The following is a 21,263-nucleotide window of genomic DNA, read 5'->3' on the forward strand; positions in this document are numbered from 1 at the left end:
GGAGGGCGGGTGCAGAGAATGTCAGGACATCGTGCGGAGGCGCTTGCGCAGCTGTTCGACCAGCGCATCGCCGTACTCGACGGCGCGTGGGGCACGATGCTGCAGGGCGCCGGGCTCACACCGGCCGACTACCGGAGCGAGCGGTTCGCCGACCACCCCCACGACCTCACCGGCGACCCCGACCTGCTCAACCTGACTCGCCCCGACATCGTCCTCGACGGGCACCGCCGCTACCTCGCCGCCGGGGCGGACATCACCACCACGAACACCTTCACCGCCACCTCCATCGGCCAGGCCGACTACGGGATGCAGGCCGCGGTGCGCGAGATGAACGTGCGAGGCGCGCAGCTGGCCCGCCAGGCCGCCGACGAAGCCGGCGGGCGGTTCGTCGCCGGATCGGTCGGCCCCCTCAACGTCACCCTCTCGCTCTCGCCCGACGTCAACGACCCCGCCTACCGGGCGGTGTCCTTCGACGACGTGCGCGCGAGCTACGCCGAGCAGATCGCCGGGCTTGCCGAGGGCGGTGTCGACCTGCTGCTCATCGAGACGATCTTCGACACGCTCAACGCGAAGGCAGCCGTAGCCGCGGCCCACGAGGTCGCGCCGCACCTGCCGCTGTGGATCTCGGTGACCATCGTCGACCTGTCCGGCCGCACCCTGTCCGGGCAGACCGTCGAGGCGTTCTGGAGCTCCGTCCGCCACGCCGAACCGCTGGTCGTCGGCGTGAACTGCTCCCTCGGCGCGGCCGAGATGCGTCCCCACGTCGCGGAGCTCGCCCGCTTCGCCGACACCTACGTCGCCTGCCACCCCAACGCCGGCCTGCCCAACGCGTTCGGCGGCTACGACCAGACCCCCGCACAGACCGCCGAGCTGCTCCGCGAGTTCGCCGAATCGGGCATGGTCAACGTCGTGGGCGGGTGCTGCGGCACCGGGCCCGACCACATCGAGCGGCTCGCGTCCGCGGTGGCCGGGCTGGCCCCGAGGGAGGTCGCGCCGCGGCCCACGACGTCCCGGTTCAGCGGCCTCGAACCGCTGACCATCGGCGCGGACACCGGATTCCTGATGATCGGCGAACGCACCAACGTCACCGGCTCGAAGCGCTTCCGTCGACTCATCGAGTCCGGCGACCACCAGGCCGCGGTCGACGTGGCACTCGAGCAGGTGCGCGGCGGCGCGAACGTCATCGACGTCAACATGGACGCCGACCTGCTCGACAGCGAGCGGGAGATGACCAGGTTCCTCAACCTGATCGCCACCGAGCCGGAGATCGCCCGGGTGCCGGTCATGATCGACAGTTCCCGGTGGAGCGTGCTCGAGGCCGGGCTGAAATGCGTGCAGGGCAAGGGGATCGTCAACTCGATCAGCCTCAAGGAGGGCGAACAACCCTTCCTCGAGCAGGCCCGGCACGTCCGCGGGTTCGGTGCCGGCGTCGTCGTGATGGCGTTCGACGAGAAGGGGCAGGCCGACACCGCCGAGCGCAAGGTCGCGATCTGCGAGCGCGCCTACAAGCTGCTCACCGAGGAGGTCGGGTTCCCGCCCGAGGACATCGTCTTCGACCCCAACGTGCTCGCCGTCGCCACCGGCATGGCCGAGCACAACGGCTATGCGAAGGCATTCCTCGATGCGCTCCCGCAGATCAAGGAGCGCTGCCCCGGTGTGCACGTGTCCGGGGGCATCTCCAACCTGTCGTTCTCCTTCCGCGGCAACGACGTCGTGCGCGAGGCGATCCACTCGGCGTTCCTGTTCCACGCCGTCAAGGCCGGGCTGGACATGGGCATCGTCAACGCGGGGCAGCTCGCGGTCTACGAGGACATCCCCGCCGACCTGCTGGAGCTCGTCGAGGACGTGCTCTTCGACCGTCGCGAGGACGCCACCGACCGGCTGGTCACCTTCGCAGGCACGGTGACCGGCTCCGGAACCAAGCGCACCGTGGACCTGTCCTGGCGCGACGCCCCGGTCGCGCAGCGGCTGTCACACGCGCTGGTGCACGGGATCGTCGACTTCGTCGAAGCCGACACCGAGGAGGCACGGGTGCAGGCCGCCCGGCCCCTCGACGTGATCGAGGGCCCGCTGATGGACGGGATGAAGGTGGTCGGTGATCTGTTCGGCGCCGGGAAGATGTTCCTGCCGCAGGTGGTCAAGAGCGCGCGGGTGATGAAGCGCTCCGTCGCCTACCTGGAGCCCTACATGGAGGCGGAGAAGGAGCAGGCGCGGCTCGACGGCCGCGACGAGGTCAGCCGCGGACAGGGCAAGGTCGTGCTCGCCACGGTCAAGGGCGACGTGCACGACATCGGCAAGAACATCGTGGGGGTCGTCCTCGCCTGCAACAACTACGAGGTCGTCGACCTCGGGGTGATGGTGCCGGCGAGCGTCGTGCTCGACACTGCCGTGTCCGAGGGCGCCGACGCCGTCGGGCTCTCCGGGTTGATCACGCCCTCGCTGGACGAGATGGTCGGTGTGGCGCAGGAGATGCAGCGCCGCGGGTTGAAGCTGCCGCTGCTCATCGGCGGGGCGACCACCTCCAGGCAGCACACGGCCGTGCGGATCGCGCCGGAGTACGACGCGAGCACCGTGCACGTGCTCGACGCGTCGCGCGTCACGGGCGTGGTGTCCGACCTCCTCGACCCGGAACGGGCGGAACAGCTCGACATCGCCAACCGCGCCGAGCAGGAGCGACTGCGCGTGCAGCACGCCGGCCGGCAGCAGCGTCCGAAGCTGCCGCTCGCGCAGGCTCGCGCCAACCGCGAGCAGGTGCCGTTCGACGACATCCCGGTTCCGCTGTTCACCGGTAGTCGCACCGTCACCCCGGCCCTCGACGAGCTACGCGAGATGATCGACTGGCAGTTCTTCTTCCTCGCGTGGGAGCTCAAGGGCAAGTACCCGGCGATCCTCGATCAGCCGGCCGCCCGAGAACTATTCGACGACGGCAACCGGCTGCTCGACGAGATCATCGCGCAGGGCACGCTCAGCGCCCGGGGCGTGTACGGGTTCTGGCCCGCGCACTCCGAGGGCGACGACATCGTCGTGTCCGGTGAGGCAGGCGTCCGCTTCCCGATGCTGCGCCAGCAGACCGTCAAGCCGGAGGGCCGGGCCAACCGCTGCCTCGCCGACTACATCGCGCCCTCGGACGACCATCTCGGTGGGTTCGCGGTGGCGGTCCACGGGGCCGACGACCTGGCCGCGCGGTACGAGGCCGAGCACGACGACTACCGGGCGATCATGGTCAAGGCTCTGGCGGACCGGCTCGCCGAGGCATTCGCCGAGCACGTCCATCTGCAGGCCCGGCGCGCCTGGTTCGAGCCCGACGCCGACCCGGCCATGGAGGACCTGCACGCCGAGCGGTTCCGCGGGATCCGGCCTGCGCTCGGATATCCGGCGAGCCCGGACCACAGCCTCAAGCATGAGCTGTTCACGCTGCTGGGAGCCGAGCGGGTCGGCATGCAGCTCACGGAGTCGTTCGCGATGACCCCGGCGGCAAGCGTCAGCGGGCTCATCTTCGCCCACCCGGAGTCGCGCTACTTCACGGTGGGTCGGATCGGTTCGGATCAGGTCCGGGACTACGCGGACCGCCGGCGGCTCCCGGTCTCCGAGGTGGAGAACTGGCTCCGGCCGAACCTGGACTAGCACGTCTGCGGCGTGGACCGCGGCGGCGCGTCCGGGAGGGATCGCCGGGTGGGCGGGGCGCGGTCGTGATGTAGGTGTGGCCGGTGGGCGTGGTGATCTGCAGGGTGTGGCGCGAACCGGTGCCGGCGCGAGCGTCCCACCCGGGTGCCTGCCGGTCGTAGTTGCACTGTTCGCACAGCCCCTCGCCGTTCCGCTCCGACGTGGCCCCGCCCCGTCCGTGGGGGAGGGCGTGGTCGATGTGCCGGATCGGGGCGCCGCACCACGGGGTGCGGCAGAACTGGTCGCGGATGCGGATGAACCGGGCGAGGCCGGGCGGGAAGGTTCGCCTGGTCGAGTCCATCCCGACGAGCTCGTCGACGCCGGGCGCGGTGTAGAGCCGGCGCAGCCATGCCGTCTCGGCCTCGGCAGCGGAGACCGCGAGCCTGCGGGCCAGTCCGGCGGGGATGGGCCCGTACTCGGCCAGGTGCGCCGACATGTCGGGGTCCTCGTCGCCGTTGTCGTCGCCGTTGTCGTCGCCGTCGCCGTCGCTGTCGCGGCTGTCGTCGCCGAGGAGGCTGCAGTCGGTCATGACCAGGTGGATCTCGACGGGGACCGCGGCTGCGTCGGCCTGTCCGGTGACGCGTTCGACGAGGATGTCGGCCATGAGTTGCCCGCGGGTGCGGCCATCGCCGTGAGCGATGCGGGAATCCGCTTCGCGGCGCAGCGCGACCCACACGGCGATCCCACGGGCGGCGGGCAGCAACCCGGACAGCAGCGCCATGGCGTCCGGTGCGGGCCGACAGGTGACCCGCCTCTCGGACTCGGCGCGGGCGCGGCGACGGGCGACCGACGCGACGTCGAGTTCGCACGCCATCTTCTGGATCTCCGCGATCAGCTGCCGGTCTCCCCACCCGTCCAGGACGGAAGGGTCCGCGGCGAGACGGGCGTCCACGAGGCGGCGGTGTTCGAGGGACAAGCACGCGGTCTCCCGGGCGAGGAGGGTGGCCCGCCACTCCGAGATGAGGCCGCGCTCGAGCGCGGCCAGGGTGTGCGGCATCTCGTTGACCAGGACTTTCGCCAGTCCGAGGTGCCGGGCACCCCGGAATGCGGACTCGCGCCGCGCGAGCGCGATCTGCGCCGCCACTCCCCGTCCTCGCTGGTTCGCGGGAACACCCGCGGCTGCCTGTGCGGCGCGCTGGGAGGTGTCCAGGTCGAGGGCGATGCGAGCCTGCGCCGCGGCGGCGGCGGCCTTCAACTCTTCGAGGGCGCGGAGCTGGTCCACCCGCTCCGCGTCGGGGACCTCGGTGTCGAGCACGCCGAGGCGAGCGACCCAGCCGGCGACGACGCGGGCGTCCACCGGGACGGCAGGCCCCGTCCCGGCTGCAGAGTGCGCATCCCTCGCCTCGAACACGCCTGCGACGCTAGGCGCGCGCACCGGAATCCGGTTCCGATCACGCGGACCTGTGGATGGACGCGACCCGAGGTGCATCGATCGCCGCCGACGCCGGTCACTCCGAGCGTGAGCGGTGCACCGGGCAGTCCGGCGCGATGAGCCGTCCCAGGCCGGCGCGCGGGTCGTTGGGCAGCCGCGGACACAGGCATCCGCGGGCCGCTGCCGAGGCACTGCCGGGACCTCCGACGTCCCACAGCTCACCGGGCGACAGGTCGTCGGCGGCGTCTGGCGGCAGCGGCCACTCGCCGGTGCCGCCCGCGAGCGGGCCGCCCGGCTCCTCGTCACGGGGGCGGTGGTGCCGCACGGCGTCATTCAACCGGATGGCCCAGCCCGAGATCCACCACACAGCGTGAGCGCGTGTCGGGACGGTTGCTCCGATGAGTTCGGCGGGTCGGCCGGGGTCTCCACCGGCATGACCGCCTCGAGCCACAACGGGACGACCTCCGGCGCGCCCCGGGGCACCTTCCACCACGCCCTCGCCAACACGCTCGTGGCGTCGACGGTGAACTTCACCGTGTGGTTCGCCGTGACGTTCTTCGTCTACCTCGAGACCCACTCGGTGTTCGCCACCGGGATCATCGCCGGCATCTTCCTCGGGTTCACCGCCGTGTCGGGTGTGTGGTTCGGCAGCCTCGTCGACCACCACCGCAAGCGCACCGTGATGCTGGCTTCCAGCACCGGATCGTTGCTGCTGTACGCGGCGAGCCTGGCCGTGCACACGGCCGCGGGTCCGGCGGCCTTTCGCGATCCCGCGAGCCCCGTGCTGTGGGTGTTCGTCCTGCTGCTGATGGGCGGCGTGATCGTCGGGAACGTCCGGGGGATCGCGTTGTCCACGGTGGTGACGCTGTTGGTCCCGGAGGGTCGCCGGGATCGCGCCAACGGGCTGGTGGGGACGACCTCAGGCGTGTCGTTCCTGGTCACCTCCGTGATCAGCGGCCTCCTGATCGGCATGGCCGGGATGACCGCGGTGTTGCTGCTGGCCGTCGTGGCGACCGGCGCCGTGATCGTGCACCTCGCCGGGCTGACCTTCCCCGAGGAGCGCCCGGCGGGTACTTCCGGCAGCGGGAGCCGGATCGATCTGCGCGGCACGATCGCGCTGGTCGCCTCGATGCCGGGGCTGCTCGGGCTGATCGTGTTCTCGACGATCAACAACTTCCTCGGCGGCGTGTTCATGGCCCTGATGGACCCCTACGGTCTCTCGCTCGTGTCCGTCGAGGCGTGGGGGTTGCTGTGGGGCGTGCTCAGCACCGGTGTCATCGCGGGCGGCCTGGTGATCAGCCGCCGCGGGCTCGGCTCGAACCCGCTGCGGGCGTTGCTGCTGGCGAACCTCGTCCTGTGGGCGATCTGCAGCGTCTTCGCGCTGCGCTCGTCGATCGTCCTGCTCGCGGTCGGGATGTTCCTCTACATGTGCGTGATGCCCTACGTGGAGGCGTCGGAGCAGACCGTGTTGCAGAAGGTCGTGCCGTTCGAGCGGCAGGGCCGGGTGTTCGGCTTCGCGCAGAGCGTGGAGCAGGCCGCGTCGCCGTTGACCGCGTTCCTGATCAGCCCGGTCGCGCAGTTCGTGTTCATCCCGTTCATGACGACCGGCGTCGGGGCGCAGGTGCTCGGCCCGTGGTTCGGGACGGGACCGGAGCGGGGCCTCGCGCTGTTGTTCACGATCGCGGGGGTGCTGGGCCTGGTGCTCACCCTCGCCGCCTTCGGCACTCGCCACTACCGGCGGCTCTCGCGTCATTACCTGGGTGAGCCCGCCGTCGGTCCGACGACGGCGGTCACCAGGGAGCCGGCCCTCGCCGCGGGGGTGTGACCGGTGGGTCAGACCGCGATCGCGTGCAGCACCCAGAAGGCGACGGCCGCGGCGAGCGCCGCCATCGGGATGGTGAGGACCCAGGCCACCGCGATGTTCCCGGCGACGCCCCAGCGCACCGCGGAGAGGCGTTTGGTGGCGCCTACGCCGAGGATCGACGAGGTGATCGTCTGCGTCGTCGAGATCGGCGCGGCGAACGCGAACGCGGTGGTGTACAGCACCGCTGACGCCGTGACCTCGGCGGCGAAGCCGCGCGGCGGGTCCAGGTCGATGATCCGCCTGCCGAGCGTGCGCATGATCCGCCAGCCGCCTGCGTAGGTGCCGGCCGACAGCGCGCCCGCGGAGATCAGCACGACCCACCAGGGGACCTCGAAGCCCTCGTGGTAGCCGCCGACGACGAGCGCGAGCACGATCACGCCCATCGTCTTCTGGGCGTCCTGCAGACCGTGTCCGAGCGCCATGGCCGCGGCCGAGACGGTCTGCGCGTGCCGGAACCCGGTGGAGAGCCGGCGCGGGCGACCGTTGCGGAAGATCCACAACAGCGTGAGCATCACGAGCGCGGCCAGTGCGAACCCGACGAGGGGGGAGAGCACCATCGGGATCACGACCTTCGCCAGCACGCCGTCCCACTGCACGGCGCCGGCCGAGGCGAGCGCGGCGCCGACGAGGCCGCCGATGAGCGCGTGCGACGACGAGGACGGCAGCCCGAACCACCAGGTGATCAGATTCCAGGTGATGGCGCCGACGAGCGCGGAGAGCACCACGATCAGACCGGACATCCCCTGCGGGGCGTCGATGATGCCGCTGCCGACGGTGGAGGCGACCTCGGTCCCGAGGAACGCGCCGATGAGGTTCATGACCGCGGCCATGGCGAGCGCGGTGCGCGGGGCGAGTGCCCGCGTCGCGACGGAGGTGGCGATCGCGTTGGCGGCGTCGTGGAAGCCGTTGGTGTAGTCGAAGACGAGCGCGACCGCGATCACCACGACGATCGTGGCGAGGAGCACTAGGACTCCTTCACGGCGATGCTCTCGACGGTGTTGGCCACGTGTTCGAAGGCGTCCGCGGCCTCCTCGAGCACCTCGACGACCTCCTTGAGCTTGAGGATGGTGAGGACGTCGAGCGCGGGCGCGCCCTCCGGCGGGGCGAGCAGGTCGGCCAGCAGTGCGCGGTAGGCCACGTCGCCCTCGTCCTCCAGCGAGTTGACGTGCACCCAGTACTCGCGCAGCTCCGCCATCGTGGCGAGCCTCGGCATCGCCTCCGCGGTGGCGGCGGCGGCCCGGCGCAGCACGTCGACCTGCGTGCGCATCCCGGGCGGGAGTTCCTCGAGCCGGTAGAGCACGATCCGGTCGGCGGCCTCCTCCATGAAGTCGACCACGTCGTCCAGGGAGGAGGTGAGCCGGTAGATGTCCTCGCGGTCGAACGGCGTCACGAACGTCTGGTTGAGCTTCACGAGGATCTCGTGGGTCACCTCGTCGCCGGCGTTCTCGGCGTCCTTGACGCGCGTCGCGAGCGGTGGACGGTCTTCGGGCGCGGCCGCGACCAGGAGCGCGAGGTCGTCCGCGGCGCGCACGATGTTCTCCGCTGCGCGCGTGAACAGCGGGTAGAAGCCGCGTTCATGTGGCGTCAACCTGAAGGCCATCCGCAGGTTGTACCCCACTCGGCCGCATCGACTCGGCTGCCCCGCCGGGCCGGCGGGACGTGATCGGGGCGGCGATGGCGGGTGTCGACGACCGGCACGGCCGGGCGCGCTCCACCTCGGGCGCCGATCCGGTGGTGGCGGCCGCGTCCCGCCGGACGTGCGACATTCGGCGTCGGCCGCGGCGGCGGAACCGCGCTCGCGGTGATCATCGCGAACGCTCATCTGCGCTGCGGGCAAGTAGGGGGTGTGACGATGTCCGACGAGGCGGGCGATCCCGCGCCTGCTCCCGCAGCGCGGGCGCTGGGTGTCCTCTTCGACACCCACGCGCCGGGGCTGCACCGCTACCTCGCCCGCCGCGTCGGGTCGCACGACGCCGAGGACCTGGTCGCCGAGACGTTCCTGGCCGCCACCCGCAGCCGGTTCGACCCGCGGCGGGGGAGCGAGCGGGCCTGGCTGTTCGGGATCGCGACCAACCTGCTGCGGCGCCACCTGCGCCAGGAGGTCCGTGGGTACGCGGCGCAGGCACGGGCTCCGCGGGAGGTGGCGGATCCCGCCGACGAGGTGGCGATCGCCCGGGTGCACGCCGCGCAGCGGGTCGCCCGGCTGGCGTGCGGTCTGGCGGCGCTGCCGGCCGACGAGCGGGACGTGCTGTTGCTCGTGGCCTGGGGTGGTTTGGAACCGTCCGAGGTCGCCGCCGCGCTGGGTGTCCCCGCGGGCACGGCCCGGTCCCGGTTGCACCGAGCCCGCCGCGCCCTGCGCGGCCCGACCGGGGAGGACGACGATGCCTGATCGGCAGCGGATCTGGAGCGAGAACGAGCTCGACGCGGCCCTGGCCGGGTTCCGCGCCGACGCCGGACCGGACGCGGCCACCCTGCGTCGGCTGCGTCGACGGGTCACCGGCACCGCGGGTGACGTCGGGGTCGGTGCCGCGTTCCCGGCGGGGGCCGCCGAGCGGGCGGTGCCGCGGGGGAGGCCGGCTCCTGGGGGCCGCGCGTTCCGCTGGTTGGCCGCCGCTGCGGCCGCGGCCGCCGTGGTCGCCACGGTGTCCGGCGTCGCCGCGGTGACCTCCGGCGGCGGGGCTGCGCCGGCGGCCTCGCCCGTGCCGGCGGCGCCACCGGCGCCACCGGTCGACGGTGTGCCCGTGCCCGCGGCGGAGCTCGGCCGGCACGCGTCCGACCTCGACGTCGCCCCCGGCCAGTACCTCTACCGCCGCACGGAGTACGCCGCCGGGCCGTTCCTGCAGGAGTGGATCCCGCACGACCGCTCCGGCACGTGGCTGCTGCGGGGCAGCCCGGACAGCGAGGTCGGGGAGCTGCGTTCCGCGTCCGGCGAGTACTTCGGCCCCCGCGGGGACAGCTGGCAGCAGCCGAGCCAGGAGTTCCTGGCCGGGCTGCCGCGCGACCCCGATGCCCTGGCCGCGCTGCTGCAGTCGGACGTCGTCCGCCGCGCCGCCCCGTACCCGGACGCTCCCGACCACGCGGCCCTGGTCGCCGTGGCGTCGTTGCTGCGCAGGACCGCCGTGCCCGCCGACCTGCGCGCCGCTCTCTACGCCGCGCTCGACCGGGTGCCCGGCATTCGGGCGCACCTCGAGGACGGCGGCCGGCGGGGCGTGCTGGGCGTGGAGTGGGACGCCGACGGGGCGAGGCAGCGCTACGAGCTGCTGGTCGACCCGGCCTCCGGCCGGATGAGCGGGGAACGCACCGGCGCGCCCGGCAGCGGCAGCACCGTCAGCTGGGGCGTGGCCGACGCGCTGGGGGTGCCGCCCGCCGGATGAGGGTCGCGGGCTTCGCGGAACGGCCCAATGCGGGACGTGGGGGCACTAGCGTTCGGGACCGGCCGGACGTCCTGGAGCCCGGCATCGAGGAGTGGTGGGCACCATGGCCGCTGCACTGGTCACCGTCATCGCGGGCCTCGTGGGCTCGGCCGTGCTCGGCGTCACCGCGTCGGTGCCGGTCGCGCAGCCCGAGCCGTGCGAGCAGGCCGCACGGTGGGAGGTCGACGCGCAGGCACTCGCCGACGATCTCGCCGGCGTCCCGGGCGCCGACGAGGAGGCGTTGCGGCAGGAGCTGGCGGAAGCCGGCTTCGTCCCGGGCGGCACCCCCGCCGCCGACCCGACCCGTCCCGAGCCCGGGTCGGACCTGGTGGACGAGCTCGTGGCGGCGCTCGCCGCCGTGCTGGACGGCGACGGCGACGGCGAGGTCGGGGTCACCGTCCTCGGCCCGGACCCGGCCCCACCCGACGGCGCGCCCGCCGCCGGTGCCGGCCCGGCCGCCCCCGAACGGACCTGCACCGGCCGGTACGACGGGGCACCTGCACCGGGATCGAGCGGAGGGGAGGGCGGCGCCGCGGAGCCGGCCGGGCCGGGCGGCTGACCGAACGCGTCGCCCGGGCCTTCGCCGCGCCGCGGGCGAGCGTGGGGTGCGCCGGGTGTCGCGTTCAGCTCCGGAACGCGTCGGCGTGGGCCCGTGCCCAGTCGGCGAACGTCCGTGGCGGGCGGCCCGTGACCTCCTCGACGGTGGGCAGCACCGGCGACTCGTCGAGGGCGCCGTCGACGTAGAAGTCGAAGAACGCGCGCACGTAGGGCTCGGGCATCCGCGCGGTCATCTCCGTCCACGCCTCGTCGTCGGACTGCGCCTCGAACCGCAGGTCGCGCCCGAGCACCTCGCCGAGCACGCGGACCCGGTCCGCGGGCAGCAGCGACTCCGGCCCGGAGAGCGCGTACACCCGCCCCTCGTGTCCGTCCGCCACGAGGGCGGTGGCGGCGACGGCCGCGATGTCCGCCGGGTCGATCATCGCGACGCGCGACGCCACCGAACGGGCCCCGTACGACGTCCCCGGCGCGCAGCTGCGGCGCCCACTCGAGCGTGTTGGACATGAAGCCGGCCGGACGCAGGATCGTCCACCGCAGGCCGGACGCGCGCAGCGCCTCCTCCGTGGCGATCATGTAGGCCGAGATGGCGTTGCCGCGGTCCCCGCCCGCGGCGGAGCCGCCCGACAGCAGCACGACGCGGGCGACGCCGGCGTCGTGCGCCGCGGCCAGCAGCTCGGGTGTGCTCCGGTAGCCGGGGAGCAGGAACATGCCGCTGACGCCCTCGAGAGCGGGGCGCAGGGTCTCCGGACGTTCGAGGTCGCCGAGCACTCGTTCCGCGCCCTCGATCGGTGCGCCCGCGCTGCGGGCCAGCGCGCGCACGGGCACCTCGCGGGCCCGCAGCTCGCGAACGACCTCACGCCCCACGTTGCCGGTCGCGCCGGCCACCAGCATCATGCGACGAGCCTACGAGGACGTGACGGTCGCCTCATCGGGTCCAGGGATTAATCCTGAGCGTTCTGTCGGTCCTAGTCCCTACATTCCGCTACCAGTGGTCGAGGCCCACCGGCCGACCACGACCGGAGATCCTGGGGGACACCGTGAACGACCCGTCCGACGTGCTCGACCGCGCGTCGAGCAGCCCCGACGCCACGGGGCGGCTGAGCGCCCGCGATCGCCTGGTGATCGGGGTCCTGCTGGTGTCCTCGTTCGTCGTCATCCTCAACGAGACGATCATGAGTGTCGCGCTGCCGGTCCTCATGGTCGACCTGGGGGTGGACGCCGCCGTGGGCCAGTGGCTCACCGCGGGCTTCCTGCTCACGATGTCCGTGGTCATCCCGATCACGGGTTTCCTGATCCGCCGGATCCCCACGCGCACCCTGTTCGGCGCGGCCATGATTCTCTTCAGCACCGGCACGTTGATCGCCGCGGTCGCGCCGGGCTTCACGGTCCTGCTCGCGGGCCGCGTCATCCAGGCCGGCGGCACGGCGATCATGCTGCCGCTGCTGATGACCACCGTCATGACGCTCGTGCCGCCCGCTCGGCGCGGGGCCGTGATGGGCAACATCTCGATCGTCATCTCGGTCGCGCCCGCCATCGGGCCCACGGTGTCCGGCGTCGTGCTGAGCATCCTCGGCTGGCGCTACATGTTCTGGCTGGTCCTGCCCATCGCGCTCGCCGCCCTGCTGCTGGGCCTGCGGCGCATCTCGAACGTCGGCGAGTCCACGTCCGCCCCGATCGACGTGCCGTCGGTCGTGCTCGCGGCGCTCGGCTTCGGCGGGTTGGTGTACGGGCTGAGCAGTGTGGGGCACTCGGCCGAGGGCGCGTCGCCGGTCGTGCTGTGGGCCGCGTTCGTCGTCGGCATCGCCGGGCTGGTGGCGTTCGTCGCCCGGCAGCTCGTGCTCCAGCGCAGCGAGCGGGCCCTGCTCGACCTGCGCACGTTCCGGGCGCGCACGTTCACCGTCGCCAGCGCGATGATGATGCTGATGATGGCCACGCTGCTGGGTACCGTGGTGCTGCTGCCGATCTACCTGCAGAACGTGCTGATGCTCGCCCCGCTCACCACCGGCCTGCTGCTCCTCCCGGGCGGCCTGCTCATGGGGGTGCTCGGCCCGGTCGTCGGGCGCCTGTACGACCGGTTCGGCGCGCGGGCCCTGCTCGTGCCCGGCACGATCGCCACGAGCGCGGCGTTGTGGTCCACCACGCTGTTCACGTCGGGGAGCTCGATGCTGCAGGTCCTGGGCTTCCACCTGCTGCTGAGCATCGGGCTGGCGTTCGTCTTCACCCCGCTGTTCACCGCGGGGCTCGGCGCGGTGCCGCCGCACCTGTACTCCTACGGCAGCGCGATCTTCGGCACCACGCAGCAGCTGGCCGGCGCCGCCGGGGTGGCGCTGTTGGTGAGCGTGCTGAGCGTCCGTTCGTCGGCGCTCGCCGCCGAGGGGGTGTCGCTGGTCGAGCAGACCGCCGGTGGTGTGCACGCCGCGTTCCTCGTGGCAGCGTCGCTGTCGCTGCTCGCGATCGTGGGGGCGTTCCTCATCCGCGGCTCGGCCTCCACGGCTGGGCCCGCGGTGCACTGACCGGCAGGCCGGCGCAGCAGGATCCGGGCCCGGCGCCGCTGCCCTCGGTGCCCATGATCCTCGAGCATCGCGGCCGGCGGCCGACCGTGCCGGAGTCGGCCTACGTCGCGCCGTCGGCCGTGGTGTGCGGGGCGGTCGTGCTGGGGGAGCGGGCGCGCGTGCTGCACGGCGCGGTGCTCACGGCCGAGGACGGCGAGGTCCGCGTCGGCGACGACGTCGTCGTGATGGAGAACGCCCTCGTCCGGGGCCGGGCCGCGCACCCCGCCGTGCTCGGCGATGCCGTGCTGGTGGGGCCGCACGCCCACGTCAACGGTGCCACCGTCGAGGACGAGGTGTTCATCGCCACCGGTGCGGCGCTCTTCCCCGGCGCCGTCGCCGGGGGAGGCAGCGAGCTGCGGATCCACAGCGTGCTGCACGTGCGGTCCCGGCTCGCTCCCGGCACCGTCGTGCCGATCGGGTGGGTCGCCGTGGGCGACCCGGCGCGGCTGTTCGCGCCCGACCGGCACGACGAGCTGTGGGAGGTCCAGCGCGAGCTCGACTTCCCGGGCACCGTCTACGGCGTTCCCCGCGGCACCGGCATGCGCACCGTGATGGCCCGGCAGACCGAGTTCTACGGCGCGCACCGCGACGACCGCGACCTCACGTGAGCGGTGAGCGCTGAGCGCTACCGCACCGAGCGGATCCGGTAGACCAGCAGGGCACCGGCCACCTCGATGCCCGCCGCCACCAGGTAGAGCGCCGTGTAGCCGCCGAGCCCGGTGACGATCGGCGCCGCGATCGCGGGCGCGAGCACCTGGGGCAGGGAGCTCGCGATGTTGAGCACGCCGAGGTCCTTGCCCCGGTCCCGCGCCGAGGGCAGCAGCTGGGTGAGCAGGGCGAAGTCCACCGAGCTGTAGGTGCCGAACCCGATCCCCAGCACCACTGCGGCCACCAGGGCGCCCGGCCAGCTCGCCCACGCCGCGATCAGCACCGCTGCGGCCGCCATGAGCACGCCACCGGCGGTGACGAACACCCGACGGCGCCCGACGCGGTCCGACAGGACCCCCGCCACGAGGACGGAGCCGAGGACCGCCACCGAGTAGACGGCGGTGAGGACGAGCACGCCGGCGGCGGGATCGGCCAGACCGACCACGTCGGAGAGGAAGAAGAACAGGTACAGCAGCACGACCGCGTTGCCGAGGTTGATCAGGAACCGGGTCAGCCAGCCCCACCCGAAGTCCGGGTGGCGCACGGGGTCGATCCAGAACCCGCGCAGGAAGGAGCCCCACCGCCACGGCTCGGCCGGTCCGGGCCGGCCCGAGCGGCCTCCCAGGAGGTAGGGCAGGCAGCTGACGAGGGCGAACGCCGCACAGAGGAGGTACCCGGTGGCGGTCGCGCCCCCGAGCACCGCCAGCCCGGTGCCGCAGCCGACGCCCACCACGAACGCGAGTCCGAGGTAGCCGGCGGCGGTGCCCCGCTGGGCGGCGGGCACCTGGTCGGGCACCGCGGCGGACAGGGCGGCGAACGGCGCGTTGAGCAAGGTCTGCACGCCGCACCAGCCCAGCACGACCAGCGGGATGGCCGGTGCCGCGGCGAGCAGCACGATCGCCGCGGCCCCGCCCGCGAAGCCGAGCGCGATCCACGGTCTGCGCCGCCCCCACCGCGAGCGGGTGCGGTCCGAGAGGGCGCCGAACAGCGGGTTCGCGACCAGCGAGCACGCGGCGCCGGCCCCGAGCACGAGCGCCAGCGCCGCCTCCTTGGCCTCCGGTGCCAGCGCCTCGACCTGCTGGGGCAGCAGGACCTGCAACGGCCCGAACAGGCCTGCGTACAGCCCGATCCAGGCCAGGGCGAAGCGGGCGATCCACGCGCGCGAGACGCGCTGCGTCGGTTCGACGAGGCCACCACTCACCGGACGGCCCCGTCGCGGCACCCCGTCGTCATGCGCCCCCCACACCAGGCCGGCCGATACCGGCCGGCCCAGGATAGGTGGGCTCAGCCGACGGCGGCGCGCAGCGCCTCGGCCGAGCGGGTGATCTCCTGCCCGTCGACGAGCACGGTGGGCGTGTGGTTGATCCCGGAGCGGGACGCGGTGTCGGTGACCGATCGCGTCCAGCCCGCGTAGCGCGCCTCCTGGACGCAGGCCGCGAACTCCGGGCCCCCGCCGGCCTCCTGCCCGAGGGCCACGAGCTGGTCGTCGGGGAGCCCGGCTCCGCCCTCCGGGGGCTGGTGGGCGTAGAGCAGCCGGGTGAACCGGGGCAGTACGCCCGCGTCGGCGGCGCATCCCGCTGCGGCGGAGGAGCGGCTGGAGTAGCGGGTGCTGGAGAAGCGGTCGAGGTAGGCCACCGGGTGGTAGACGACGCGCGCCCGCCCGGAGGCGACCAGCTCGTCGAGCGTGGCGCCCGCGGCCTGCTCGTACTGCGCGCAGGCCGGGCACTGGAAGTCGAGGTAGAGGTCGATGGTGACGGGCGCGTCCGCGCGTCCCACCACCACGCCGGCGGAATCCGCCCCGGCGGGGAACGCTCCGTCGCCCGCGTCCGACTGCGCGCGGTAGACGCCGAACCCGACGGCGGCGGCGAACAGCACCAGCACCACGACGGCGACGACGGTGCCGGTCGCGGGCCCGCGGCGGCGGGCGAGGGTGGCGCGGCGGGAGGGCATCAGGGGGTCTCCTTCCGGCGGGCGTCCAGCAGCCCGTCGATCGCGAGCCGTCCGGTGGGCCACCGGACGAGGGCCAGTGCGAGCACGGTGAGCGCGGCGTCGCGCGCGAGCTCGAGCCCGTAGGTCGGGTCCTGCCCGGCGGGCAGCTCACCGCCGCTGCCGAAGCAGCCGCAGTCGATCCGCAGGCCCCGGGCCCACGCCGTGGCGATCCCGATCACGAACGCCAGCATGAGCACCGCGGAGACCGCGGCGGCCGCGCGGACGCCCGCGCCCGCCACCAGCAGGACGCCGAGCAGGATCTCCACCACCGGCAGGCCGGCGCCGACGATCTGGGCCGCGGTCTCGGGCAGGAGCCGGTAGGCGCGCACGGCCCGGACGGAGGCGTCGAGGTCGGTGATCTTGGCGGCGCCGGCGACGAGCCAGACCCCGCCCAGCACGAGGCGGGCGGCGGTGCCCAGCCAGGGTTGGATCCGGGCGCGGACGGCGGGTGGGGGAGCGGGGGTTCGCAGCATCACCGGAGTGGTCGTCGCGCACCGGGCTCCGGTTCCCGCGATCCGCTCCGTCAGGCGGCGCGGTGGTGGGCGGTGGGCTGCAGCCCGCCGTCGGCGTGCCCGCCGTCGGGCCGGTCGTCGTGGAGGTGCCGGGCTGCGCTCCTCCGCGCGCCGGCGCGGGACGTGCCCGTCGTGCCGCCGCCGCCGCGTCCCAGCCGGGCGTGCACGAGCAGCAGGACCAGGCCCGCGACCACCGGCACGTGGCCGGCCAGCCGGCCCGGATCGACGTGCCCGGTCGCCAGGTCGAGCACGCTGAGCGCCACCAGCAGCCCGACGAACGCGCCGATGACCGGTACGAGCCCGCCGATCCGGCGCGCTGCCCCGCTCGCGACCCAGAGGAACGCGACGCCGAGCGCGAGGTTCCACGCGGCGCTCTCGTGGGAGAGGTGGGCCATGCTCGCGCCGGCGAGGCGGTGCGAGCCACCGGATGTGCCCGCCGCGGCGATCACGCCGGAGATCGCCAGCGCCAGCTGACCGACCCCGAGGACGGCCAGCGCGACCCGGACCGCGTCCCGGACGACGGCCCGCCACCCGCGCGGCGGGGCCGGACGCGCGGTGCCCGCGTCGAGCGCGGCGAGCAGCCCGGGAAGTACGTCGTGGTCCGGCTCGGCCGGGCGGATCCGCGTCAGCCGGGTGACGCGCGCGGCGCGGTCGGCGAAGCCGCGGCACGGGGCGCAGCCGGCGAGGTGCCGCTCGACATCCTCGCCCGCGACGCCGGCGTCCTCGCCGTCCATCCGCGCGGAGATCGCGTCCCGGCACTCCTCACACCGCATAGGCCTATGGTCGCAACGAGGGCCGCCCGAGTTCCCGGCGCCGGGTGCCGGTCGTAGGGTTCTGCCCGTGGCCGAGCGACCGGACGACGAGCGGATCACCGCGTGGGCGCTCGCGGCGGGGCGCGGTGACCGGGACGCGCTGGCGGCGTTCGTCCGGGCCACCCAGCGCGACGTGCTGCGCTTCGTCACGCACCTGGCCGACCCCGGCCAGGCGGAGGACCTCGCGCAGGAGACCTACCTGCGGGCGGTCGGTGCGCTCCCGCGGTTCGAGGGGGCGTCCTCGGCGCGCACCTGGCTGCTGTCGATCGCCCGGCGCGCCGCGGCCGACGCCGTGCGCGCGGCCGGGCGGCGGCCTCGCACCACCGGGGTCGAGGACTGGGACGTCGTCGCAGCGCGCACCGGCGTGGTGCGCGGAGCCGCGGACGAGGCCGTCCTGCTCGCCGAGCTCGTCGCGGCGCTCGACCCGGACCGGCGCGAGGCGTTCGTGCTCACCCAGGTGCTCGACCTCAGCTACGCGGACACGGCGCGGGTGTGCGGCTGTCCGGTCGGCACGATCCGGTCCCGCGTGGCCCGGGCCCGTGAGGACCTGGTGGCCGCCCTGGACGCGGCCCCGCGGGCCCGACGCCGGGAGGCGTGAGAATCCGCTGCGGCGGGCGGGGCGCCTGCCGGTAGCGTCCGCGCGCGTGACGATCGCCTCCACCGACATGACCGCCCGGTTCCGCGCGCTGCACGTCCCCGGCACGCCGCTGCTGATGCCCAACCCCTACGACGAGGGCACGGCGAAGGTGCTCGCCACGCTCGGGTTCGCGGCTCTGGCCACCACCAGCAGCGGCTTCGCGGCCACGGTCGGGGCCGCCGACGGCGGGGTCGACGCCGCGGACGTCCTCCGGCACGCGGCGGCGATCGCGGCCTGCGTGGACGTCCCCGTGTCGGCCGACCTCGAGGACGGCTACGGCGACGACCCCGAGACGGTGGCGGCCACGGTGTCCGAGGCCGTGGCGGCCGGGTTGGCGGGGTGCTCGATCGAGGACTACAGCCCGGCCCTCGAACCGGGGATCCACGACATCGGCCGGGCGGCGGAGCGGGTGGCGGCCGCGGCGGAGGCGGCGCGGGAGGGGCACGGGCTGGTGCTCACGGCGCGGGCCGAGAACCACATCCGCGGCAACCCCGACCTCGCCGACACCATCGCGCGGCTGCAGGCCTACCAGGAGGCGGGCGCGGACGTCCTCTACGCGCCCGGCCTGGTCGATCTCGCCGACGTCCGCAGCGTGGTGTCGTCGGTCGACCGCCCGGTCAACGTGCTCCTGCTGCCCGGGATGGCGCCGGTGGCGGAGCTGGCCGAGGCCGGCGTCGCGCGGATCTCGGTGGGCGGGGCGTTCAGCGGGATCGCGTTCGCGGCGGTCGCCCGCGCGGCGCGCGAGCTGCTGGAGCAGGGCACCACCGGGTTCCTCGACCTCGCAGGGGAGGCCCGCGAGCTCACGACCAGGGCGTTCCGGCGGTACTGAGCGACTGCACCGAGTGGATCTCCCACACGCGGTCGAGTGAGCTGGATCACTCTGCAGTGGTTGATCGTTGCGCGACCGTTGCCGATCTCGTCGGCGTGCCTACGCTGATCACAGCCGGGACGATCATCCCCAGCGATCGTCCGGCGTCCGGTCCCTTCCCGAGAACGGATACGCCCGTGCGACTCGCACCGCTCCTGGCCACCGTCGCCGCCGTGCTGGTCGGGACCGCGGTGCTCGCGGCGCCCCCGGCCGCCGCCGCCGTGCCCGCAGCGTCCGTGCCCGCACAGGCCGAACAGCCGTGGCAGCTGACCGGCGACCTCGCCGCCCACGACCCGGCGCTCGTCGCAGGCGGGGGTGGCGAGGACTGGTACGTCTTCGCCACCGGGGAGGCCAGCATGGGCGGCGGCACCATCCAGGTGCGTTCCTCGCCCAACGGGGAGGACTGGACCTACGAGGGCACGATCTGGCCCACGATCCCCGAGTGGATCAGCGAGGCGGTGCCCGGCGTGCACAACCTGTGGGCGCCGGAGGTCTACGAGCACGACGGCACGTACTACATGTACTACTCCGCCTCGACGTTCGGCCACAACACCTCGGTGATCGCGCTGGCCACCAACACCACGCTCGACCCCTCCGACCCCGACTACGAGTGGGTGGACGAGGGCGCGGTCGTGAGCTCGGGCCCCGACGACAACTTCAACGCGATCGATCCCGGCATCATCGAGGACGCCGACGGGACGCCGTGGATGGCGTTCGGCTCGTACTGGAGCGGCATCCGGATGGTCCAGCTGGACTGGCCGTCGGGCAAGGTCGCGAACCCCGGCGAGGAGTCGCTGCACATCGCGGACCGGAAGGCGGCGCCCAACGCCATCGAGGCCGCCTACATCGTCGAGAACGACGGCTGGTACTACCTGTTCACGTCCTGGGGCCAGTGCTGCGCGGGCGTCGACAGCGACTACAAGATCATGGTCGGGCGCTCGGAGGACGTCACCGGGCCCTACGTGGACCGGGACGGGCAGCCCCTCCTCGAGGGTGGCGGCACCACGCTGCTGGAGACGACGGGCGACCGCGTCGGACCGGGCGGCCAGTCGGTGTCCGACGAGATCATCGCCTACCACTACTACGACGCCTCGGCGAACGGCGCGCCGCGCCTGGCCCTGCAGCCGGTGGTCTGGGGCGACGACGGCTGGCCGGTGCTGCGCAACAAGACGTGAGCGTCAGTCGGGGACGTGCAGCAGGTAGTCGCTCTCGTCCTCGTCCCACTCCATCGCGACGACGTTGCGGGCGCGCGCGGCCTTGGCGAAGGACAGGAACGTGTTGAAGCCGTAGCGCTTCTCGCTGAAGTCGGGCCGTCGCTTGCGCAACTGGTCCTTCAGCCCGCTGAGCTGCGGCCTGCTGCCCGTGGCCTGCAGGTCGTGCACGACGTCGGCGAGCAGGCGGAACGCGGCCCCGTCGGCGGACCCGTCCTCGGGGAAGGTCACCTCGGGGTCCCCCTGGGCGGACCCGCTGCGCAGCGCGACGACCCGCTCCTGCTCGAGGTGGCGCAGCAGCTCGCCGAAGCCGCGGAACCCGTGGTCGGCCTCGTCGAAGGTGGGGTCCTTGCGCAGGATCGCGCGCTTGAGGCGGGAGGCGAGCACCGCGCCGTCCGCGTGGCGCTGCAGACCGGCGAGGGTGCGGGCCACGAGCGGTCCGACCTCGCGGTCCCCGGTCGTGGCCGCGGGCTCGTCGGGACGCGGGTCCGGGATGTCGGCGATGTCCGCGATGTCGGCGGCCTCTGCGACCGCCGCGACCGCGTCGGCTGCGGCCGGCGCCGGCTCGGTGGCGGGTGCCGGGTAGGGGCGCGGGCGACGCCTGGCGCCGCGGGGCTGCTGGGTCGGCTCGACACCGGGCAGGCGGTCGTAGAACAGGAACTCGTCGCAGGCCGGGGGCAGCAGCGCCGACGTCGAGGACTGGACGCCGATGCCGATCACGCGCTTGTCCAGCTCGCGCAGCTTGTGGACCAGCGGCGTGAAGTCGGAGTCGCCGGTGCCGATGGCGAAGGTGGTGATGAAGCCCCGCTCGAACGCGAGCTGGATGGCGTCGACCGCCATCTTGATGTCGGCGGCGTTCTTGCGGGAGGCCCCCAGGCGCTGCGGGATCTCGATCAGCTCGACCTGGGCCCTTGCGAGCAGCCTGCGGTCGTCGTCGAACGCCGACCAGTCCGCGTAGGCCCGCCGGGCCACGACCCGGCCCCGCTCGGCGAGCGCGTCGGCGACCGGTCCGAAGTCGAACGGGACGACGCCGAGCCCGTCGCGGGCGCCGATCGCCAGGTTCTCGTAGTCGAGGAACAGTGCGATGCGTTCGTCGTCGTTGATCACAGTGGTTCCATTGTCACAGTGGCTCCATTGTCACAGTGGTTCCGATGTCACGGGAGC

20 protein-coding genes and 1 pseudogene are annotated in these 21,263 nt (G+C 73.6%); 10 read left to right on the plus strand and 11 right to left on the minus strand.

Annotated elements, in window-relative coordinates; all coding sequences use genetic code 11:
• The first annotated feature begins 18 nt into the window (after positions 1–18).
• A complete protein-coding gene (gene metH / locus FB558_RS22870; RefSeq protein ID WP_142056444.1) occupies positions 19–3,624 on the plus strand; it encodes a methionine synthase in 3,606 nt (1,201 codons plus the stop codon).
• On the opposite strand, the gene FB558_RS22875 is transcribed toward metH, so the two are convergent.
• Positions 3,521–5,014 (minus strand): HNH endonuclease, encoded by a 1,494-nt coding sequence (locus FB558_RS22875; protein WP_211366739.1) that lies wholly within the window; start codon positions 5,012–5,014, stop codon positions 3,521–3,523. The two genes, metH and FB558_RS22875, sit on opposite strands and share 104 nt — an antisense overlap.
• 97 nt (positions 5,015–5,111) lie before the next feature.
• A complete protein-coding gene (locus tag FB558_RS22880; protein ID WP_142056446.1) occupies positions 5,112–5,360 on the minus strand; it encodes a hypothetical protein in 249 nt (82 codons plus the stop codon).
• Positions 5,361–5,468: 108 nt separating this feature from the next.
• On the opposite strand from FB558_RS22880, the gene FB558_RS22885 reads away from it, so the two are divergent.
• Positions 5,469–6,860, plus strand: coding sequence for an MFS transporter (locus tag FB558_RS22885; RefSeq protein WP_142056447.1), 1,392 nt, complete (start codon positions 5,469–5,471; stop codon positions 6,858–6,860).
• A gap of 8 nt (positions 6,861–6,868) precedes the next feature.
• Here the strand turns inward: FB558_RS22885 and FB558_RS22890 are convergent, their stop codons facing one another.
• Positions 6,869–7,864, minus strand: coding sequence for an inorganic phosphate transporter (locus tag FB558_RS22890; RefSeq protein ID WP_142056448.1), 996 nt, complete (start codon positions 7,862–7,864; stop codon positions 6,869–6,871).
• The gene (locus FB558_RS22895; protein ID WP_142056449.1) at positions 7,864–8,499 is read right to left on the minus strand and encodes a DUF47 domain-containing protein; all 636 of its coding nucleotides are present in this window, start codon (positions 8,497–8,499) and stop codon (positions 7,864–7,866) included. The genes FB558_RS22890 and FB558_RS22895 overlap by 1 nt, the downstream gene beginning before the upstream one ends.
• Positions 8,500–8,751: 252 nt before the next feature.
• Here FB558_RS22895 and FB558_RS22900 point away from each other — a divergent pair, with 252 nt between their 5' ends.
• The 3 genes from FB558_RS22900 to FB558_RS43350 all read left to right on the plus strand — a co-directional run bounded on the left by FB558_RS22900 (position 8,752) and on the right by FB558_RS43350 (position 10,871).
• Positions 8,752–9,288 (plus strand): RNA polymerase sigma factor, encoded by a 537-nt coding sequence (locus FB558_RS22900; protein ID WP_142056450.1) that lies wholly within the window; start codon positions 8,752–8,754, stop codon positions 9,286–9,288.
• On the plus strand, positions 9,281–10,273 hold the full coding sequence (locus FB558_RS22905; protein ID WP_142056451.1) for a hypothetical protein: 993 nt from the start codon (positions 9,281–9,283) through the stop codon (positions 10,271–10,273). Before FB558_RS22900 ends, FB558_RS22905 begins: the two co-directional genes overlap by 8 nt.
• A gap of 103 nt (positions 10,274–10,376) precedes the next feature.
• Positions 10,377–10,871 (plus strand): hypothetical protein, encoded by a 495-nt coding sequence (locus FB558_RS43350; RefSeq protein ID WP_170231474.1) that lies wholly within the window; start codon positions 10,377–10,379, stop codon positions 10,869–10,871.
• Between the two features lie 64 nt (positions 10,872–10,935).
• On the opposite strand, the gene FB558_RS44675 is transcribed toward FB558_RS43350, so the two are convergent.
• Positions 10,936–11,310 (minus strand): Rossmann-fold NAD(P)-binding domain-containing protein, encoded by a 375-nt coding sequence (locus FB558_RS44675; RefSeq protein WP_246106676.1) that lies wholly within the window; start codon positions 11,308–11,310, stop codon positions 10,936–10,938.
• Positions 11,311–11,404: 94 nt separating this feature from the next.
• Positions 11,405–11,764 (minus strand): annotated as a pseudogene (locus FB558_RS44680) (SDR family oxidoreductase); the annotation flags it as partial.
• A 143-nt stretch (positions 11,765–11,907) separates the two neighbouring features.
• Here FB558_RS44680 and FB558_RS22920 point away from each other — a divergent pair.
• Positions 11,908–13,383, plus strand: coding sequence for a DHA2 family efflux MFS transporter permease subunit (locus FB558_RS22920; protein WP_142056452.1), 1,476 nt, complete (start codon positions 11,908–11,910; stop codon positions 13,381–13,383).
• A 53-nt stretch (positions 13,384–13,436) separates the two neighbouring features.
• Complete coding sequence (locus FB558_RS22925) at positions 13,437–14,030, plus strand: gamma carbonic anhydrase family protein (RefSeq protein WP_142056453.1); 594 nt, start codon at positions 13,437–13,439, stop codon at positions 14,028–14,030.
• A 17-nt stretch (positions 14,031–14,047) separates the two neighbouring features.
• Here the strand turns inward: FB558_RS22925 and FB558_RS22930 are convergent, their stop codons facing one another.
• From FB558_RS22930 to FB558_RS22945, 4 genes are all read right to left on the minus strand, one after another.
• Positions 14,048–15,271, minus strand: a complete 1,224-nt coding sequence (locus tag FB558_RS22930) for an MFS transporter (protein ID WP_246106677.1) — start codon at positions 15,269–15,271, stop codon at positions 14,048–14,050.
• Between the two features lie 83 nt (positions 15,272–15,354).
• A complete protein-coding gene (locus FB558_RS22935; protein ID WP_142056454.1) occupies positions 15,355–16,020 on the minus strand; it encodes a thioredoxin domain-containing protein in 666 nt (221 codons plus the stop codon).
• The gene (locus FB558_RS22940) at positions 16,020–16,532 is read right to left on the minus strand and encodes a MauE/DoxX family redox-associated membrane protein (protein WP_142056738.1); all 513 of its coding nucleotides are present in this window, start codon (positions 16,530–16,532) and stop codon (positions 16,020–16,022) included. The genes FB558_RS22935 and FB558_RS22940 overlap by 1 nt, the downstream gene beginning before the upstream one ends.
• A 50-nt stretch (positions 16,533–16,582) precedes the next feature.
• Positions 16,583–17,344: a zf-HC2 domain-containing protein gene (locus tag FB558_RS22945; protein WP_142056455.1), complete on the minus strand. Its 762-nt coding sequence runs from the start codon at positions 17,342–17,344 to the stop codon at positions 16,583–16,585.
• 61 nt (positions 17,345–17,405) lie between these two features.
• Here FB558_RS22945 and FB558_RS22950 point away from each other — a divergent pair, with 61 nt between their 5' ends.
• The 3 genes from FB558_RS22950 to FB558_RS22960 all read left to right on the plus strand — a co-directional run bounded on the left by FB558_RS22950 (position 17,406) and on the right by FB558_RS22960 (position 20,063).
• A complete protein-coding gene (locus FB558_RS22950) occupies positions 17,406–17,981 on the plus strand; it encodes a sigma-70 family RNA polymerase sigma factor (RefSeq protein ID WP_425468059.1) in 576 nt (191 codons plus the stop codon).
• Between the two features lie 46 nt (positions 17,982–18,027).
• Positions 18,028–18,849: an isocitrate lyase/PEP mutase family protein gene (locus tag FB558_RS22955; protein ID WP_246106678.1), complete on the plus strand. Its 822-nt coding sequence runs from the start codon at positions 18,028–18,030 to the stop codon at positions 18,847–18,849.
• Positions 18,850–19,025: 176 nt separating this feature from the next.
• Entirely contained in the window at positions 19,026–20,063 is a 1,038-nt protein-coding gene (locus tag FB558_RS22960; RefSeq protein WP_142056457.1) for an arabinan endo-1,5-alpha-L-arabinosidase, read from the plus strand.
• Between the two features lie 3 nt (positions 20,064–20,066).
• Here FB558_RS22960 and FB558_RS22965 read toward each other — a convergent pair whose 3' ends face one another.
• Positions 20,067–21,206 (minus strand): PIN domain-containing protein, encoded by a 1,140-nt coding sequence (locus tag FB558_RS22965; RefSeq protein WP_211366740.1) that lies wholly within the window; start codon positions 21,204–21,206, stop codon positions 20,067–20,069.
• Between the last annotated feature and the right edge of the window lie 57 nt (positions 21,207–21,263).

It is taken from the genome of Pseudonocardia kunmingensis (assembly GCF_006716445.1).
Lineage (GTDB): Bacteria > Actinomycetota > Actinomycetes > Mycobacteriales > Pseudonocardiaceae > Pseudonocardia > Pseudonocardia kunmingensis.

Excerpts from the sequence above, each read along its gene's own strand:
- FB558_RS22935 (WP_142056454.1), bottom strand. The coding sequence starts at position 16,020 with ATGCCCTCCCGCCGCGCCACCCTCGCCCGCCGCCGCGGGCCCGCGACC.
- FB558_RS22940 (WP_142056738.1), bottom strand. The coding sequence starts at position 16,532 with ATGCTGCGAACCCCCGCTCCCCCACCCGCCGTCCGCGCCCGGATCCAA.
- metH (WP_142056444.1), top strand. The coding sequence starts at position 19 with ATGTCAGGACATCGTGCGGAGGCGCTTGCGCAGCTGTTCGACCAGCGC.
- FB558_RS22900 (WP_142056450.1), top strand. The coding sequence starts at position 8,752 with ATGTCCGACGAGGCGGGCGATCCCGCGCCTGCTCCCGCAGCGCGGGCG.
- FB558_RS22895 (WP_142056449.1), bottom strand. The coding sequence starts at position 8,499 with ATGGCCTTCAGGTTGACGCCACATGAACGCGGCTTCTACCCGCTGTTC.
- FB558_RS43350 (WP_170231474.1), top strand. The coding sequence starts at position 10,377 with ATGGCCGCTGCACTGGTCACCGTCATCGCGGGCCTCGTGGGCTCGGCC.
- FB558_RS22925 (WP_142056453.1), top strand. The coding sequence starts at position 13,437 with ATGATCCTCGAGCATCGCGGCCGGCGGCCGACCGTGCCGGAGTCGGCC.
- FB558_RS22885 (WP_142056447.1), top strand. The coding sequence starts at position 5,469 with ATGACCGCCTCGAGCCACAACGGGACGACCTCCGGCGCGCCCCGGGGC.
- FB558_RS22905 (WP_142056451.1), top strand. The coding sequence starts at position 9,281 with ATGCCTGATCGGCAGCGGATCTGGAGCGAGAACGAGCTCGACGCGGCC.
- FB558_RS22945 (WP_142056455.1), bottom strand. The coding sequence starts at position 17,344 with ATGCGGTGTGAGGAGTGCCGGGACGCGATCTCCGCGCGGATGGACGGC.